An 18,680-nucleotide genomic window follows, 5' to 3' on the forward strand; every position below is an offset into this window, starting at 1 on the left:
TCATTCCATCTATCATTTATAATAAACAACTCATTTAATCACTCTATTTAAAGAGCGTCTCATTTCCCACAACTTTTTTATATCCTTTAGATACATTAAAATTAAAATTGCAAATGGAATTAAGCCTGCTAATAAGTTTTGCGAAATACTATCGGTTATTATAGAAAATGTGCCATAGCCTGACAAAACAATTATCATTAGATAAATACGTATTAAAGGATACTTAACCTTATAATATTTTAATGATATTTGTGTCCTTAAAATAAAAAATATAATATAAGAAAAGGCTGTTGCTATGGATGCCCCCATAGCACCATAATTAGGAACAAGAAACCAGTTAGCAAAAATATTTACACAACATGATATCCCAGCAATAAAAATATGCCATTTTGTTTTTTTATAAAAATTTATCCCCATCATAGTTGTTAAAGAAAGGGTGTAGAGTACTGGCATAAAAACCAAAAATGGCATAATATTTGCAGCTTCTTTGTAATCACTACCGAGTAATATTATTATAAAATCCTTTCCACCAATACTTATAATAGCTACTAAAAACATAAAAAATGAAACAATTATAGCTATGTTCCTAAAAAACTCCTTATCTTCAGGATTGTTCTCAAACTTTTCGTAAGCAATTGGAGTCCAATATGTTGCAAATGTTGTTTTAAGAACCATAACTAAAGCAACTAATCGGGCTGCAGCAGAATATAATCCTAGTTCATCATGTGTACTCCACTGACGTATTGCGATCTTATCAAAAGCATCAAATAACCATGAGATAAAAATTGATAGAACAAATGGCAGCCCAAATTTAATAATATCTCGTTTTGAATGCTTAGAATCTTTTATTTTGACGTTTTTGATGGACCAAAATTCTTTCCCTAAAAATGCCGCAATAATTACAAGTAATAGTAATGTAATAACATTTGAAAAAATAAGAACTTCATATTTTGCACCAATTAAATAAAAGAAAAATACTATTAGAAGCAAATTAAATACTTTTTGAAATGCCTGCAATAAAGAATACAAATTTCCCTTTTGTTGCATTCGAATGACCAATTGACCAAATCGCAATAATAATTGACATATTACACCAAACGAAAGGATGATTGCCATTTGTAAGCTTTCTTCTCCAATTAAAAAAACAGTAATAGGCTTATAAAATAATATTACTAAAAAAACCATCAAAAAGGTTGTCACAATTGGAATTCGAAGAGAATTATAAAATAATGCACCCCTTTTATCAGGCTTTTCTTCATAAAAAAAACGTACAAACGCTTGGTCTGCACCAAAGATTGTTAATATCATTCCTACTCGTAAAAATAGCTCAAATAAAGAGGCTTTACCGAAAGCTTCTGGAGCTAACAATCTTGTAGTTAACATTGTAGTTATTAAACCAATAACTAACCCGACCCAACTTCCATATGAAAATTTAAGAAATTTTTTAAGTAGTGTATCGTTCATATTCAACCTTCTTTTTATTTCGTTAAAAACAACTGAGATATTTTGTATTAGAAATCCAATAATAAATTAGATTAACTTTACTAAATTCTATAAATCCATTCAAAATTTAAAAACTTAACAGCCAATACCTACTAATGCCACCTATAATATCGTTTCTTTATATACTCTATATTCTTCATCAACAATTTTATCCCAGTTAAACTGATTAACTATACGTTCCCGGTATTTACATGGATTTTTTTGTTTTTCGGTAATTAACTCAACTACACGAATTGCTAGTTCGCCACAAAAACTATCACTTATGTCTTTAATATTCTCTGCTATTCCAATAGCTTCTGGAATACCACCAGTATTAGAACCAACAACTGGTATTCCACATGCATTGGCTTCTAATATGACCATACCCAAGCCTTCTCTTCTACTAGGGACTACCAAGACGTCCATTTCAGACATTTTAATAGGGACTTCATCCGGTTGAATCTGTCCAGAAAAGCTAACATCGATATCTACTAGTTTATTAAATTTACATTTAAGTTCATGTTTTAAAGTTCCATCACCCACTATAATAAATTGCACATTATTATGCATATTGTTAATCTTTTCAAAGATTTCAGGCAATAAATCAGCACCTTTCTTATATTCTAATGAACCAATATAACTAACTACCTTAGTGGAGTTAATGTTACTATATTTCTTTTTTTTAAACTTGTTAGTATCTACTCCATTGTAAGATACCTTTGAGTTAGTACCCGAGTACCCTAATTTCTGAGAATTTTTATATAATCCTTCACTAACAAAAAAGCACTTCTCTGCATGCTCCATAGCAACTAACATACTACTGTAATTATCCTTAGCCAGATTATTAATATCACTTCCATGAAAAGTAATAAAGAAGGGGATAGAATAGATTTGACTTAATCTATAGGCTATATAACCATGTGGCCATCCACAATGGGCATGAATTGCATCTGAATTTTCTAGTAAATGCGAGTAATGTTTTTTGTATAAATTCACTAGCTTTTCTTTGTGATTCTTTTTAAATAATCTATTTAAATAAAAAAATAGGTCTAACTTAAAACCAACATTAAATATTTCTAAGTTGTTAAAGAGAACTTTATCTTTCTTTTTATACAAAATTTTCTTTTTGTATAACTTCCCTGCTATTACGGCGCTAAGTTTACTATGATAAGTATAATTATTTAACACATATACATTATCTAGTTTGGGTTCAAGTCTTTTTATCCTCTCATATGTTGCGTTAAATATACCACCTTTTTTATTCGTATCCATACTTGTAATATAAAGAATATTCATAATATCAGCTCTTTTCATTCACTTTACTATACTAGTTCCTAATAAACTCATTAAACATAGCATATACTTTTTTAAAAGATAGGTTATTTAATAGAAAAATAATATCTTAACACGACCTTAAGTGCCCCTAAACATAAACATTAACTTTTCGGGTATATTGTTACTACTCTAATGAAAAAAATCACCATTTTAAATCCATTATATTAGCAACATGTTTCAGAGATGATGAATTAACATATTCAACAGAACCATCATACATAAAATTTAAATTAGGATTACTTTCAAAGCTGGATATATAATGTTTGTACTCTATACTTCCTCCTGCAAAGTTCCCTTCCTGTGCTATTTTTTTATACCTATTCAAATCAGACTCTAAAAATTTATAATGTAACAAGGCACTACCTATAAATGTATTTTTTTCGAAAGGAAAAATAAAATGAGCTGACTCAAAAATCTCTCCTTGTCGTAAGTAGAAAAGTGGGTTTTTGGTTAATAATGGACCCTCCCAATTATTACTTTCGTTCATTACCCGCTTTCTTGCACCACCTCGAAGTTCTAAACCCTTATAGCTATATTCTTTTGAATAACTATCCGAATCAAAAAATCTATATTCATCTCTTATACTTTCCGTATTATTATTTGTTTGGAATACGCTTTTGTCTGAGTACATATCTAACATTATAGATCCAATTCTGTTTAATTTATTTTTTTTGGCATATTTAATTAATGAGGATATGTTACGGTTTTCCATGTCTTCATAGACAAATAATTCATCAGAATCAACATAAAGGTACCAATTATTAAACCCGTACATGCTTATAATTCTGTTAATCCATCCATACTTTTTTAAAGATGTAAACTTTTCTTTAACTAAGTAAACGTCAATATCAGTTTGTTCACATAACCATTCGAGTGTCCTATCTTCTGAATCATTATCAATAATTACAAAGTGGTTAATTCCAATATTTTTATGATGTTTATAAAGCATCTTTATTCTTTCTAAATCATTTTTCACAACACAAATAAGTATTGTATTTTCACCTTCTGCTTTAGATCTATTTACTTTAACCGGCCTTATATCACAGTTAACAAAAGATTTAACTAACTCTATTCTTTCGGGATAGATCCACATATATTTCTTAAATGCGTTTTCCCAAACTTTTATATCTGAATTATCAAATACTATGTTAGGACGGAACTTACCAAAATATTTTTTTATAGCTTTTTGTGACTTATATAATTTTATTGGAGATAAAATCCCCTTTTTTTGAAATAAATAATGTACCATACTTGTAGGAACCATACTTGCAACTCTCTTAGCAAGATATTTAAACATCTAAATTCCTCCCCTCTATTTGGTGCATTATATGCAACTCGAGTACTATTATCATGTAATGAGTGTTTATATCCCTTTAAGCATGGTATAAATAGTTAAAGTAATTGTTTCGATTAGTGAAAATGATCACACGATATCTATACAAAAGTACTATTCTAATAAATGATGGCTGTTACATTGAAAGTACTCTACTTAAAATTTTTTAGATAAACATTATACATTATAAAAAGCTTTATATTTATTATCACAGTTTTTCTACGATTTTGTTTAATTATTTGAATTAGGTAAATCCAAACTTGCTAAGCACAAACCTAAAATTAACCATAGGAAATAAAATGTCGCCATACTTGACGGTCCTATACTTAGTACCACAAACTGAATCATAAAAATTATTAATAAGCTATAAATATACGTATCATTTAAATTGCTTCTCATCTTTGCCTTGTGTAAATAAAAGAATAACCTTAGTAACCACGCACCAAAGAAAACAAATATCAGCAACCCAAATTCAATTAAAATCTCAAGAAAGTAATTATGAATTGCGAGAATACCACCAGTAAAATAATACTGCGTTGTATTTGCCAAATATCCATTCCCGGGTCCATAACCGACAAAAAGAGAATCTCTACCGGCAAGTAGCGTGTTTTTCCAAACACGTAACCTAATATCGTCACTATGAACCGAGCTAAACATATTCATAACGTCTGATTGAAATATTACATCTCTAAAATACAATGTCATCAGAGCACCTAATAGAATATATAATGTTAGTTTTCTAAAATTAAAGTAGTACATAAGATATAGAATTAAAAACATTAATAGCGATAAAAGGGCGGATCGTGAATCAATAAGAAAAATAGTTACGGAACATAATAAAAATGTAATTATTTTATTCAATATCTTCATTTTTGTATTTTCAATTGCAATAAAACAAATAGGAATTGACATTGCCATAAATGCTGCTAAATTATTTATATTATTAAAAAATAAAACTGGTGTATTTAAACCAATGGGATTAAAATTGAACACATATCTAATTCCAGCTTCATAAAGATAATCACCTGAAATACTTTCATATATAGCTAATACTCCAATAACTATAGTATTTAACCAATATGATTTACATATAGTTACTAGATCATCCTTGGTTTTAACAAATGCTATACAAGTAGTTATAATCATAAACGAAGTAAGATAAACGATTACATATGTTATACCCTTTTCTAGATTTTGAGCCCAAAATAGTGTTACGAGCCCATAAAAAATCATTGACCCCCATAAAAAGTAAGTGTGTTTTGCAATAAATGTATTTTTTAATAATTTTTTTCTAAGAATAAAAGAGCCTATAATTATCAAAATTAATATTAATCTAAGTGGAAACAAAGTTCCTGCATGTGGTATAGCAATTCCAGGTAAAGAATTCCCCCATACCACTGATGTAATGAATATAAACCAGAATATTTTTCGTGTCATCCTACCACTCTTCTCTCACTGCCATTATTACATTAAATCTCATCTATCATTACTACAATTCCAACTATCAATTTTTCAACTTGTTAATTATTATTTTTGAATATACCTCCACAGACTCTTGAGCAATTTTTTCCCAAGAATAACTGTTTGCTAAAGATACTGCGTTCTCATTAATTGATTTATCGTTATTTATAAGGTCAATCATCTTTAATATTCCCTCTGATACACTTTCTACTGTTGGTAGAACTTCTATTCCAGCAGAATAACTTTTCACTTCTTTTGATAAGTTTGTTCCTGGAGTTAATATACAAGGTAGGCCAACTGATAGAGCCTCCAATATTCCCATTGGCATCCCTTCAAACCTAGAAGTTTGAATGAATATATGTGAATCATATAAAACCTTTAGTTTTTCTTCTAAAAAAATAGGTGGATGAACTTTGATTATATTTTCTATTTCATGAGATTTTATTAGTTCATTTAATTGTTGTTCGGAATCTCTAACAAATGGACCATAAAAATCCACTGAAACATTCTTATCGATTAAAGCATGCTTTATCTTTGATATAGCAGCAACTAAAATATCAAGACCCTTATGGTATATATCCAAACGACCAATGAAAATAAGTCTAATATCTCCACCGTCATAATTTTGTTTTGAACTCTTAGGAATGTCGATTCCGTTTGGAAGAATAAAGTCATAGTCGGTTCTATGAACCGATTCTTCTTTTTCCATACTTGTTAAAAATTGAATCGCGCTTGGAGTGTTAAAAAAACGATTAAAAATTAACAAATCCGCAATCTTTTTCTTCAATTTCTTTATTTCCTTAGAACCTTTAGTAAAACCACCTCTGGGTATGATTACATAAGGTATATTATTAGCTTTTAATAACTTGGCAATTTTCACATGTTCAACTATATAATTACTATGAAAATTAACGATATCATAACCCTTAAGAAATCTTAGAAATAAATCATTGTTTTTAAAATCCTTCCTGTAAAAAAATTGTTTATTAGATTTCTCGTTTTTAGTGCTTATCATTAAATGGGACGTTATGCCATCTAAATTATTCTGAGCATTAACATAACTTGGAACTGAATAAGTCAAACCAGCAGACATATTCATATCTAAGGAAGCTATGTGTAAAACTTTCATGTTTTCCCTCCAAGTCTAAAAATTAAATAAATAATGATATTTTCTTTATTCCATGACAGAATTTTTAGTCCATAACGGTTTGTTGTTTTCGAAAATCAATTATTTTTTTCGTTGTATCTCTCACTCTGTTCCATCTAGTTTATTTTTATAAAAAGGTAACTTTTTTTAGAAATTAATAACTATTCTACTAATAAGTCTACTATTCTATTATAAGTCTTTTGACGATCAAACATATCAGTAGCTAACTTTCGATGATTTTCTCCCATTCTATTTCGCAATTCTTTATTCTTACATAACATTAAAATTTTCTCTGCCAGTTCTTTAACATTACTGTTTTCACAATTTATCCCCGAATTATATTCTGTAATTAAATCTCGGTATTCTTGAGATTCTTGAGTATTTATTACCGGTAAACCCGCTGCTGCGTAGTCCCCAACTTTATTAATAATGCTACCAGCAGAACCAGCTTTAATTGGATTCACTGCAATATCACACGAATTTAAAATTCCTACCATTTTCCTATAATCAAGTCTACCAGTAAACTCAGAATATACCCCCTGTTTATTGGCATAATCCTCAAATTTAGATTTTAATGGTCCATCTCCCATAACAATAAATTTAATATTATCAATTTCTTGTTCTTTCAATACCTTCAAAGCCTCAATTACAGAAGTTATATCATAACTATGTCCAAGAGTGCCTATATAAGAAAGCCATATTTCATCTTTTGGTTTTTCTTTGACCTTATTTTCTTTAGCCATTTCATCAAAACTGGTCAACTCTGTTCCCAAGAATATGCTATGAGCTTTTATAGATTTATGATTGACTTTAAGAGCCCTAGTACAGTAAGTTTCTGATACTGCAATAATCTCATCAGCAGATGAATAAATGTAATCAGCATTCCTTTGCATAGGAAAAAATATCATGTTACATATTAATGGTGGATTAAAAACCATCCTAAAAGCTTCTGGCCATAAATCCTGAACATCAATAATAAACTTAATTCTATGCTTATTCGCAAATTCCGCTGCCACTCTAGCTACGTTAAGTGATGGAACGGAGCAATATATGACATCAGGCTTATTTCTTGATTTCATATATTTTTGAAGACTTTTACCCATAATATAATGACTATAAAATCGTCTAAGAGAAACGTTCTTTTTATAGCCTGGTTCATGGAGCATAGTAAATTTATATGAAAGACTATTAATTTGCTCCTTAGTCACATTACGTTGCATTTTTGTTTTATGCGAAAAACTGGTTGTTACTAATTCCACCTGTGCACTCTCATTATTAACTCTCTCCGCAATATAATGAAATCTACCATTACCTTTTTCTCCTGGTGCTTGAGTAAAATGTGAAATTATTAATACATCTTTCATTACTAAATCCGCCCCTGATACATTTTATTGAATATATTACATAAATTGTCATTAAAAATATAATGAGTACAAAAGTGCTGAAGTGTAAAATCTATAATAGGATGAAAACTCATCCCCTATAAACTGGGAAAAATTCAGTCTTTTTGTCAAAACTATATTCTACACTCCTAATTTTTAGTAATTCATCATACTTCTTTTTGTCAAATATTTTCTTACCTATTGCAAAATTAGTATTAGAATTCTTATTAAATGCTTTTTTAAAATTAAAAAGGTTATCTTCTTTTCCACCTAAGCCCCCACCTAAATGGAAAGTTTCAAACCCATTTTCAGCCCCCCAACAAGCAGCTTCATATAGTAATAAATTTGTTGGAGCGTAAGTTAAATATTCTTTATAGGTAGCTGATAAATGGTAATGCATCTTTTCATTCGAAAATAGTATCATTGACATTGCTATGGTCTTACCTTCTAGAACAGCATAGAAAATTAAAGAATTATATTTTAGATCATAAAGAATGCTCTTATAGAAATCCTCATTGAAGTAATAATAATCCTTTGCATTATCCTTATCCATTGTCGCCTCATACATGTCAATAAACTGTTCATATAATTGCCAATTACGCCCCCAAAAAATCTCTACTCCTGATTTTCTTGCTTTTCTAATTACATTCCTATTTTTCCCTGTCAGACTACTCCATATCTGTTCAGTCGTTTCTAACTTCATAGTTACAGTCTTTCCTAGTTTAATAACATCATAGATGTAATCCATATTATTAGAATTATTTAAAAGAGGATGAAACCTGACGAACTCACTAACTATATTATTATTAACACAATATTCCCTATACTCCGAATCAAGTTTTGCTAGAGAGCTATTTGAAGGTTCTCCCTCTATAATAAAACCACCATAACCATAAGGTGTAGATACATCAAAATGAGAATTCAGATCAATTCTGCCGAAAAAGTTAGAATCCTTCCCAATATCCCTTAGCATTACAACATTTATTGCTTTGATATTACTGTCTTCAAAATAAAACAGAAGTGGTTTTCCATCTCCATGTATTTCAAAAGCACGTGTATAATCCGATAAATAATATACATCATAGTTTGTAAATTTATTTACTATATCATCCCATTTTTCTGATTCATTTAGTGACATAACTGATAACATATATTCACTTCCTCAATTCTTTTGGTTCAATAGGATCACAGGTCTTGAATAACTGAAACTATTCGTTTCATGTCTTCCTCTCCATACCTTTGGTCACAAGGAATTGAAAGAATAGTGTTGTATATCCCAAGCGTATTTTTAAAATTATCTTTGCGTACTACATTAGGAATCGGCCAGTGTATTGGACAATAAATCTTATTACTAATTAGTTTTTTTCTTACTAAATCTCTATCACCTTTTATTAATATTGGTTTAAAGATTGGGCAAACATCCTTGGGTAGAGCTTTAAATAATGTTGTTATTTCATCTTTTTCAGAAAGTCCTTTCAATAAAATGCCAAAATTTTCTTTTCTCTTCTTTACTAATTCATCCTTTTCAAGCGAGCTAATCAGCTTTTTAGACAGAATGTCTATCGAATATGGTTTTACATCTTTATCTAACATTCCCTCTGCTTCAGTAAACTGCGCCAAGAATTGTGACTTAGCATTTTCGGCTTTGTTAATGTCTTTCATATAATTTCCCTTTGTTATCAAACCTTTTGTTCTTAAATCTATAAAGGGTTTATTTAACGATAAATTATATTTTATTTGCTTCTTATTGGATGCTATAAATCCACCACTTGGGATACCAAACCATTTTCTAACGCTAGCTATAAAATAGTCATTAGATTGATATCTATTAAAACTTGAAAAAAGTGTGTGTGTAATATCTTCTACAATTATGGTTGATTGACTTTTTAAGTGTCTAATCACATCATTTAAATTACAATTTGTTTGAAAACCATAGTACCCCAAATGGAGAAATACACCAACCGTGTTAAAGGATTTGATAGACTCTATATTTGGTGATAAATCCTCATTAATTTCATAGAAATAACATTTATATCCTGCTTCTACAAATGGTAGAATTACAGATTCACATATATACTCTGGTAATAAAACAGTTTTTTTCTGAGGATTTACTTGTTGTAGCAGTAAAGATATTGCACCTCTAGCTGAAGAAGTTAATACTAAATTTTTATATTCGGATAGCCAAAGTGGTAGATCCCCGTTAGCTTCCTCGGCTATATTACTAAGCCAAAATTCACTACCTATCTCCATACATCACCTCTTATTAACCAAATAGTTTATAGGAATTCTTCAAATTCAGATCCCTTTAATTCATCGTATATTTTCATGGCTATATTATTATCTAGTTGTTCTCTCCATTTTTCGATATCAACTTTCCCCTTAAACACGCTGTAAGGGTCTTTATGAAATTGAGTTCTAGACTGTTCTAAAAAACTTATTGTTTCTTCCTTTATCTCCAGGTTACAAAACTCGAATATTTCCCTTATGAATTTCAAAGGATCTTTGACTAAATCTTCATATTTAATGATGAGCACCTTATTAGGATATCTTTCATTCATTTCTAAAAAGATTTTTGTTGCTTCTTTCCACTTTTCAAATCCAAAATATTCTTCGGGCTTAAATTCATTCCTATTCTGCGCAAACCTCCATTCAGAATTAAAGTCTATATCTGCTGGGAATTCATTTGGTGAGTTTCTCCAAGAATTCAAAGCAGAACATGGATTTCTTACAATAAAAAGAAACTTTATATTCTCTAGATTCTTAAGCAATTGAGGAATTAAATAATGGTATCTCACCATCTTGGTCATTAAAATCGGGGGATTTTCATCTTTATATTTAAAGCTTGGCGAATATCCTTTTGCAATTTGACCTTTTTGATCCAAAAAATCATCTTCATAATAATATAACTTTTTATAGAATTCATTTATTTCTTCCTTGGCACTTCTAACATTAATTGCATCTTTAAAAGCATATGAAAACAAAGGTTGATACTTATATCTAACTTTATCACTAGAATTCAAGATTTGTCCTAGCCAAGTAGTACCCGACCTTGGGACACCATGAATAGAAATAATATCCTTAAACATTAAGAATTGCCCCCCATATATTATAAATTTTTATATTGATTAGAAATCTCTTTTTTATGAACTCCATCTCGTTTGAGAACAACAAGTATAGTTAGAAAAAGTATTTTAATATCTAGTTTAAAGGATAGACTATCAACATATTGAACGTCATATTTGATTTTCTCAGACCAGTTAAGTGATTGCCTTCCATTCACTTGTGCTAAACCAGTAATTCCTGGTTTTACCACATGGCGTTTCTTACCATCTTCTGAGAGTTGCTCAACAACCTTCTTGATTGTTGGTCTAGGTCCAATTATACTCATATCACCTTTTAAGATATTAATTATTTGCGGCAATTCATCTATACTAGTTGTTCTTAGAAATTTGCCTACTCTAGTTATTCTTGGATCATTTCCACTTATTTTCAGTCCTGTGCCTATATTTTCTGCATTATTTATCATTGTTCTAAATTTGTAAATTCTGAAAACTCTATTATGCTCCCCCACTCTATCTTGGGTAAAGAATATTGGACCTTTCGACTCTAACTTTATAATAATACTAATAACCGTTAATAATGGTATTAATAAAATAAGTATTAGTATTGAAAGTATCAAATCTATTACTCTCTTTATAAACTTTACATAAAAAGTCCGTTTTGATAAACTGCTCACCTTAACCACAACCCCTTAATATTATTGATAACTCTTATTAAGTCGTCATCTTTCATTTTAGTATCAGAAGGCAAACAAATACCGGTCTCGAATAACTTTTCTGAAACATCTGTACCAACAAAGTCATACTTCTCAAAAAACGGCTGCAAATGCATCGGTTTCCAAATCGGCCTTGCTTCAATATTTTCAGCTTCCAAAGCTTCCATAACTTCTATTGGCCTTACTTTTCCACTAAGAGTCATAGAGCTTAACCAATAGTTTGGTTCATCCCACTCATTAACAGGCATGAATTCAACACCGTCAAGGTCACTAAGTTCTCTCTTATAAAATTCAAAAATATACTGTTTCTTTTTGACTCTCTGATCTAAAACCTTAAGTTGTCCACGCCCAATCCCAGCAACAACATTACTCATACGGTAGTTAAAACCTAGTTCACTATGTTGATAATGCCTCGCTTGATCTCTTGATTGAGTTGCCCAAAATCGCACTTTTGCAACTTTCTCTTCATTATTAGAAACTAGCATCCCACCACCAGAGGTAGTAATAATTTTGTTCCCATTAAAAGAGAAGATACCATAATCACCAAATGTTCCTGTGTGCTGTCCTTTATAGTAACCACCTAATGATTCTGCTGCATCTTCTATAACAGTTACATCATGTTGCTTACAAATCTCCATTATCTTATCCATATCTGCAGAAAGACCGTAAAGGTGGACAACAATTACCGCTTTTACTTCTGGATATTCCTTAAATGCTTTTTCCAATGCTTTAGAACACATATTCCAGGTCTCATAATCACTATCTATAAAAACAGGGCTAGCATTTTGATATATTATTGGATTAGCTGTTGCTGAGAAAGTGAGTGTAGGACAAAAAACGATATCCCCCTCTCCAACACCAGCTGCTCTTAATGCTAAATGAATAGCCCCAGTACCAGAAGATAGAGCAGCAGCAGACTTAGAACCAACTTTAGTAGCTAGTTCTTTTTCAAATTCATTTACGTTTTCTCCAAAAGGAGCAATCCAGTTTGTATCAAAAGCTTCTTGTACGTACTGCATTTCATAACCTTCATCACTCATATGTGGTGATGAAAGAAAGATTCTCTCGTTTACTTTTGTTTTCTCCATCTTCAAGTCTTCCTTCCTATAATTAGGTAGTTTCTTTAGTAGATTAGGACTTACTTGGAATCTCCTTAAATATTACTCCAAATAACTTCTAAACCACTACAAATGTTATCCATATCTGATGGCCACCTCGTTGCATGTATGCAACATTTGAATAATATAGCAACCTATTTTTCATCCATTTTACACAGAACCAAAATCAACATGTGGTATTTTTTGTACAAAATCACACAAAAACACTATATATTGTGCTTTGTTATCGATTTTCGATACTCACCTCGTAATATCTATTCAGTCTACCTAACAAATGCGAACTAGATATTAACATTTCTAGCACCTTTAACCGATTTTCTTCCTATTATATACGTCAGTCAATCAATCTATAAATCTCACTAAAAACGCCCAAAACCCTTATCCCGCAAAGTTTCTAGCACTCAATCTAACTACGATAGTCAGTTCCTTTACACCATTCAAAAATAACTGCTTATAAGACAACATGTAAGCAGTTATTTTTGAAATCTGCCATTAATGGTTATAAAAAGGGTACATCGTTCTCTTCATTGTTATTCTCCTCTTCCGTGTGAATAGTACAATGAACTTTTTCATCCATATAATGAATGGTCCCTTCTTCTGGACATAATTCCTCAGTATAGTGCTCGTGTATGAACTGAATAAACAATGGATCTGTATGATCTTTGTCCTCCAATTGTAAGTAGGTATGATAGTTGTTCTCAATCTGAAATCTATTGTGCTCGCATACTTTTCTTTTCGATTCCTCAATCGGTCCTTTCATGGACAGCACACCAATGGTTATTAAAATTGCAAGTATGGTAATTACCGCTAATACCTCTACGAGACTAAAGCCTGCTTTGGAGTCTGGTTCAACTTTTCTTATCCATTTTTTGCAGATGTAGTGTGCGGTTATTACATATTTTCTCACTTTGACTAACCACTTTCACAGTACATTTTCCAAAATATACCGTTGCAACAAAAAAAGCCCTCCTTAAAGCAGTTCATCTAGTCACTGCTTTAAGGAGGCATATTTTCTTGTTGTTGTTCTTGGTGTCATTCCTTATTCCTTCACTAGTTCCGTTCCGACTACACTTTGAAGGTAGCTTTGAATGTCTTCTTTTAAGTCTTCTCGTTCTAAGGCGAAGTCGATGGTTGCTTTGATGAAACCGAACTTGTCGCCAGTGTCGTAGCGCGTTCCGCTGAATTCGCAGGCAAGGACGGCTTGCTGTTGGTTGAGTTCTTTGATGGCGTCGGTGAGCTGGATTTCGTTGCCGGCACCTGGCGGCAGTGTTTCTAAGATGTTAAAGATCTCTGGTCGCAGGACGTAGCGGCCCATGGCAGCATAGTTGGACGGTGCGTCTGCGAGAGCTGGTTTTTCCACGAGATCCTGTACGTGAATCACGCCGTCTTGAATGGCGTTTCCTTTCGGTGCGACGATGCCGTATTTGGATACGTCTTCGTCGGGTACTTGCTGGACGCCGACGACCGAGGCGTGATAGCGTTCGTACACGTCGATCAGCTGCCGCAGACAAGGCGTTTCGGACTTGACGATGTCATCTCCTAACAAGACAGCAAATGGTTCATCGCCGATAAAACGGCTCGCGCAGTGGATCGCATGCCCGAGGCCTTTCGGTTCTTTCTGACGGATATAATGAATGTTCGCGAGTGCGGAAATCCGCTGGACCTCGTCAAGCATGTCCATTTTTTGTTTCTTGAGTAGTGTTTCTTCGAGTTCGTATGACTTATCAAAATGGTCTTCGATCGCGCGTTTGCCGCGGCCGGAGACGATGATAATGTCTTCAATACCAGACGCTATCGCTTCCTCGACAATATATTGAATCGTCGGCTTATCCACGATCGGCAGCATCTCCTTCGGCTGCGCTTTCGTTGCCGGCAAAAAACGCGTCCCAAGACCCGCCGCCGGAATAATCGCCTTCCTAACTCCCATACCCTTCTCCCCTGACTCTTTATAATTTCCTTTTTAAAGTAATGAATTACACAAATGCTACTCCAAGCTGCATACCCGAACAATTAAGCAAAATGTATATTTTTATTTGTTAACAAAGAACACTAATTTGGTTGATTGTAACGGAAGGCGGCGACTCCGACGGGAATAGCATGAGTCTTGAGACCTCCACAATGAGCGAAGCGAAAGTGGAGGGCTCAAGCCATGCCCGCGGAAAGCGTCCGCCTGCAGTGGAAATCAACTAGACGGTCCACCATAATTATAACGAAGTTTAATATTCGAATCTTAGAATCATATTACTTATAGAATGGTTCATCATTGTGTGAATTGCGGAAGGCGGTGACTCTAGCGGGAAAAGCACCAAAGGAACTTCTGCTAAAACCGCACACGTCCTGTGTGCAACGCAGAAGCCACCGCATCCTGCGGAAGTAAGTTTCCGTAGTGAGTGGTTTTCTCACGAAGGAAGCTGAAGCGTTGCCCGCAGAAAGCATCCGCCTGTAGCAATTCACTTTAGGACGCCTACCCCATTTCCGTAAGCATCTTTTCTTCTTTTTCTTTGAAATTCGCGATATTCACTAAACGTTCCCGTAATTCTTCCGAAGTAATAGTAGAGTAGTTTTCCAGTACGTCGCTGTAGTGGCTTTCGCTGATTTCCGGTGTCTTCCCGATGTGGATTTTCGGGTAAATCTGTTCGGGGTAGACTTCGTCGTCTTTTAACAGTTCTTCGTACATTTTCTCCCCTGGCCGGATGCCGGAGTAGGTGATGCCGATGTCGTCGATGTCATAGCCGGAGAGCTTGATTAAGTTCTCGGCAAGGTCGGTGATTTTCACCGGTTCGCCCATGTCGAGGACGAACGTTTCGCCGCCTTTCGCAAGGGCTCCGGCTTGGATGACAAGGCGTGATGCTTCCGGTATTGTCATGAAATACCTCGTCATCTCAGGATGAGTAACCGTGACGGGTCCGCCTTTCTGGATTTGCTTTTTAAAAAGCGGAATAACGCTGCCGCGGCTCCCGAGGACGTTTCCGAAACGGACGGAGACGAATTTCGTCGGGCTGATGCGGTCCATGTGCTGGACGACCATTTCGGCAATGCGTTTCGTCGCCCCCATGACGCTTGTCGGGTTCACGGCTTTGTCGCTTGAGATCATAACAAAGGTGCTTGTCCCGTTCATGTCGGCGGCTTCGGCAAGGTTTTTCGTCCCGAAGACGTTATTTTTCACCGCTTCTTCCGGGTTTCGTTCCATGAGTGGCACGTGTTTGTGAGCAGCGGCATGGAAAACAACGTCCGGCCGTTCGCGTTCAAACACGATGTTTATTTTCGCCGCATCTTTAATATCCGTAATCTCGGTGACAAGCTCGGTAGCATTCGTTGTTTCTTTTAATTCCATTTCGATATCATAAATGCTGTTCTCCCCGTGGCCGAGCAGGATAAGCTTTGCCGGGTCGAAGTTCATGATCTGCCGGCAGATTTCGGAGCCGATCGAACCACCGGCACCGGTGACGAGAACGACTTTTCCGGTAAGACTGTCGGCAATTTCCTCGATGTCGAGTTCAACGGGTTCCCGGCCGAGCAAGTCCTCCACTTGCACGTCACGGAATTGGTTAACGGACACCTTGCCCGTTAACAGGTCCTCCATAAGCGGGAGGATCTGGGTGCGCACTTTCGTCTGTTGACACGCTTCGAAAATATGCTGGAGCTCGGGCTGCTTTAACGAAGGAATCGCGATGATGATATGCTCGATCGCTGCCTGTTCGACGATGCGTTCGATGTCGTTCACCGTGCCCTCGACCGGAATGCCCATAATTTCGAGATGCTGCTTGCGGATGTCATCGTCAACGAACGCCACCGGCCACAGTTCACTCTCCTTACTATGAAGCATCTGCCGTGCAATCATTGTACCCGCGCTGCCCGCCCCGATCAGGAGCGTCCGTTTTTTGTTAGTTGCCGGCTTTATGTACGTATCCCGGAAGATGCGCCAGGCAAAGCGCGAGCCGCCGATCAAGAGAATGTGCAGCATCCACGTAATGAGAAGCGTCCGGCTGTGGAGCGCCCCAAACACCACAAGCTGCATCACCCCCGTCGTACCGATGGACAAGGTAACCGCCTTGAAAATCTCTGTTAATTCACTAATACTCGCGTACTGCCATACGCGCTTGTAGAGCTTGAAGAAATGAGCAAAAATATGATGGGACACAACAAGCGTCAGCGAACTTGCGAAGATAATCGGCGTTTCAATATATGCTGTATTATAAATAAGATAGCCACCCATAAACACCGCCGTCATCACAATCACCGTATCAATCCCCATCAACCCAAGCAACCGTTTCCCATACGTCAACACAGCCACCTCCTTTTTATGTTTTTTACATAGACTTACGTTCGCTCTGGGCGGACGATTTCCGCAGGCATGGCTTGAGTCCTCCTCAGGCCAACACGATGTTGGTCACAAAGGCGTTGCCACAGGACGTGGCGTCTTTAGCCTTTGACCCTTAATCCTGCTACCTGCGGGGGTCCCAAGACTCATGCTATTCCCGCTGGAGTCGCCGCCTTCCGTTGCAATCAACAGCTATCTGTACTTATTTATGATTAACATTATTTGATATAATTGTCCGTACTTAAGCAGCAGTTGACATACACGAGACTCCTGCGGGAAAAGCAACAGTCCGAAGACCCCGCAGACCTGCCACTGCAGGTCGAGGAGGCTGAGGCGTTGCCCGCGGAAAGCGAAGTGTATGCAACTGCTGCGATGTATACGCGGTGACATTATTATTGTAAATAAGACAAAAAGCGCGTTCTCTGATTAACGAACAATACGCTTGTTCGCTAATGAGAAAACACGCTTTATTATTCTAGCAGGTAGTGATGAATAATAGTCAGCAACAGTTGGCATGCACCAACTGCTGCTGTATATAGAGGCATCTAACCTCTCCTCACACCGCACCAGTGGCGACAAGCGCCTAAGGATCCAAAATCCCACAGCACGGCCGAGTGTTCGTAATGATAACGGTGTAACGACTGTTACCGTAGAAGATCATCTGCTTCCCCTCTTTAACAGATGACTGTATCGTTTTGTTTCGTCCAGATGCGAAAGCACGGTCTGTTTTCTTTTTGCAATTTTTCCACTTCTGTACTCGTTAGCGTTTTGACACAAAACGAGTCGTCCTTCTCGTGTGAGAGCGCCTTGCTGTCGCTGTCTTGCACGATGATGTAGGCGTAGTCGTCCGGCTTGTCCTTTTTTTCGCATAGGTAGATCGCTTTCATGCCTGGGTCTTCTTGCACGTACAGTTGCTGGAACATGTACCAGCCGATGTAGCGTCTCACCATGTATTGAATATCTGCGAAAAAGGGATGCGTTGTGTTCGCCCGGTATACTTTACGGTTTTTTACATTCGTGCGGCACAAGAGGCCGGCATTCATAAAACGGTTCAGTTCGACACGCACCGCGTTCGTTGAGTCCCCAAATTCTGCTGCGAGCTCTCGCAAATACGCTTCGGTCCCTTCATGAGTGAAAAACTTAATCAGCATTCGAATTCTTGTTTTAGATGTAATGAGATGCTCGAGCATCCTTTTCACCGTCCCTGTTGAAGTTGTCCCTCTGTAGCCGCTCGCCTCCTATGAAACGCAGTGCTTCTGGACATGTTTCATACATATTTTTTTATGAAAAATCATGTTTAGTTGTCGTAACGATTGGAAATCGAAG

General features: G+C 35.2%; 15 protein-coding genes. All 15 read right to left on the minus strand.

Annotated elements, in window-relative coordinates; translation table 11 throughout:
- Positions 1 to 30: 30 nt before the first annotated feature.
- Complete coding sequence (locus tag LOR49_RS16115; protein WP_240377979.1) at positions 31 to 1,464, minus strand: lipopolysaccharide biosynthesis protein; 1,434 nt, start codon at positions 1,462 to 1,464, stop codon at positions 31 to 33.
- 141 nt (positions 1,465 to 1,605) lie between these two features.
- The gene (locus LOR49_RS16120; protein WP_240377980.1) at positions 1,606 to 2,778 is read right to left on the minus strand and encodes a glycosyltransferase; all 1,173 of its coding nucleotides are present in this window, start codon (positions 2,776 to 2,778) and stop codon (positions 1,606 to 1,608) included.
- Positions 2,779 to 2,959: 181 nt separating this feature from the next.
- Entirely contained in the window at positions 2,960 to 4,114 is a 1,155-nt protein-coding gene (locus tag LOR49_RS16125; protein ID WP_240377981.1) for a glycosyltransferase family 2 protein, read from the minus strand.
- Positions 4,115 to 4,381: 267 nt separating this feature from the next.
- On the minus strand, positions 4,382 to 5,587 hold the full coding sequence (locus LOR49_RS16130) for an O-antigen ligase family protein (RefSeq protein WP_240377982.1): 1,206 nt from the start codon (positions 5,585 to 5,587) through the stop codon (positions 4,382 to 4,384).
- A gap of 67 nt (positions 5,588 to 5,654) precedes the next feature.
- Complete coding sequence (locus LOR49_RS16135; RefSeq protein ID WP_240377983.1) at positions 5,655 to 6,740, minus strand: glycosyltransferase; 1,086 nt, start codon at positions 6,738 to 6,740, stop codon at positions 5,655 to 5,657.
- A 179-nt stretch (positions 6,741 to 6,919) separates the two neighbouring features.
- Positions 6,920 to 8,122, minus strand: coding sequence for a glycosyltransferase family 4 protein (locus tag LOR49_RS16140; RefSeq protein WP_240377984.1), 1,203 nt, complete (start codon positions 8,120 to 8,122; stop codon positions 6,920 to 6,922).
- Between the two features lie 109 nt (positions 8,123 to 8,231).
- On the minus strand, positions 8,232 to 9,290 hold the full coding sequence (locus LOR49_RS16145) for a lipid II:glycine glycyltransferase FemX (protein WP_240377985.1): 1,059 nt from the start codon (positions 9,288 to 9,290) through the stop codon (positions 8,232 to 8,234).
- Between the two features lie 35 nt (positions 9,291 to 9,325).
- The gene (locus tag LOR49_RS16150; protein WP_240377986.1) at positions 9,326 to 10,390 is read right to left on the minus strand and encodes an aspartate aminotransferase family protein; all 1,065 of its coding nucleotides are present in this window, start codon (positions 10,388 to 10,390) and stop codon (positions 9,326 to 9,328) included.
- Between the two features lie 26 nt (positions 10,391 to 10,416).
- Positions 10,417 to 11,226 carry a sulfotransferase family protein gene (locus tag LOR49_RS16155; protein WP_240377987.1) on the minus strand — a complete coding sequence of 270 codons (810 nt, stop codon included), beginning with the start codon at positions 11,224 to 11,226 and terminating at the stop codon, positions 10,417 to 10,419.
- A 20-nt stretch (positions 11,227 to 11,246) separates the two neighbouring features.
- On the minus strand, positions 11,247 to 11,876 hold the full coding sequence (locus tag LOR49_RS16160; RefSeq protein WP_240377988.1) for a sugar transferase: 630 nt from the start codon (positions 11,874 to 11,876) through the stop codon (positions 11,247 to 11,249).
- On the minus strand, positions 11,873 to 13,003 hold the full coding sequence (locus tag LOR49_RS16165; protein WP_240377989.1) for a DegT/DnrJ/EryC1/StrS family aminotransferase: 1,131 nt from the start codon (positions 13,001 to 13,003) through the stop codon (positions 11,873 to 11,875). Before LOR49_RS16165 ends, LOR49_RS16160 begins: the two co-directional genes overlap by 4 nt.
- Before the next feature lie 529 nt (positions 13,004 to 13,532).
- Positions 13,533 to 13,940 carry a prepilin-type N-terminal cleavage/methylation domain-containing protein gene (locus tag LOR49_RS16170; protein ID WP_240377990.1) on the minus strand — a complete coding sequence of 136 codons (408 nt, stop codon included), beginning with the start codon at positions 13,938 to 13,940 and terminating at the stop codon, positions 13,533 to 13,535.
- A gap of 132 nt (positions 13,941 to 14,072) precedes the next feature.
- Positions 14,073 to 14,960, minus strand: a complete 888-nt coding sequence (gene galU / locus LOR49_RS16175; RefSeq protein WP_240377991.1) for a UTP--glucose-1-phosphate uridylyltransferase GalU — start codon at positions 14,958 to 14,960, stop codon at positions 14,073 to 14,075.
- A gap of 537 nt (positions 14,961 to 15,497) precedes the next feature.
- Positions 15,498 to 17,318 carry a polysaccharide biosynthesis protein gene (locus LOR49_RS16180; RefSeq protein WP_275899712.1) on the minus strand — a complete coding sequence of 607 codons (1,821 nt, stop codon included), beginning with the start codon at positions 17,316 to 17,318 and terminating at the stop codon, positions 15,498 to 15,500.
- A 710-nt stretch (positions 17,319 to 18,028) separates the two neighbouring features.
- The gene (locus LOR49_RS16185; RefSeq protein ID WP_240377993.1) at positions 18,029 to 18,544 is read right to left on the minus strand and encodes a winged helix-turn-helix domain-containing protein; all 516 of its coding nucleotides are present in this window, start codon (positions 18,542 to 18,544) and stop codon (positions 18,029 to 18,031) included.
- Between the last annotated feature and the right edge of the window lie 136 nt (positions 18,545 to 18,680).

The sequence above is a fragment of the Bacillus piscicola genome (assembly GCF_022458745.1).
Lineage (GTDB): Bacteria > Bacillota > Bacilli > Bacillales > Marinococcaceae > Alteribacillus_A > Alteribacillus_A piscicola.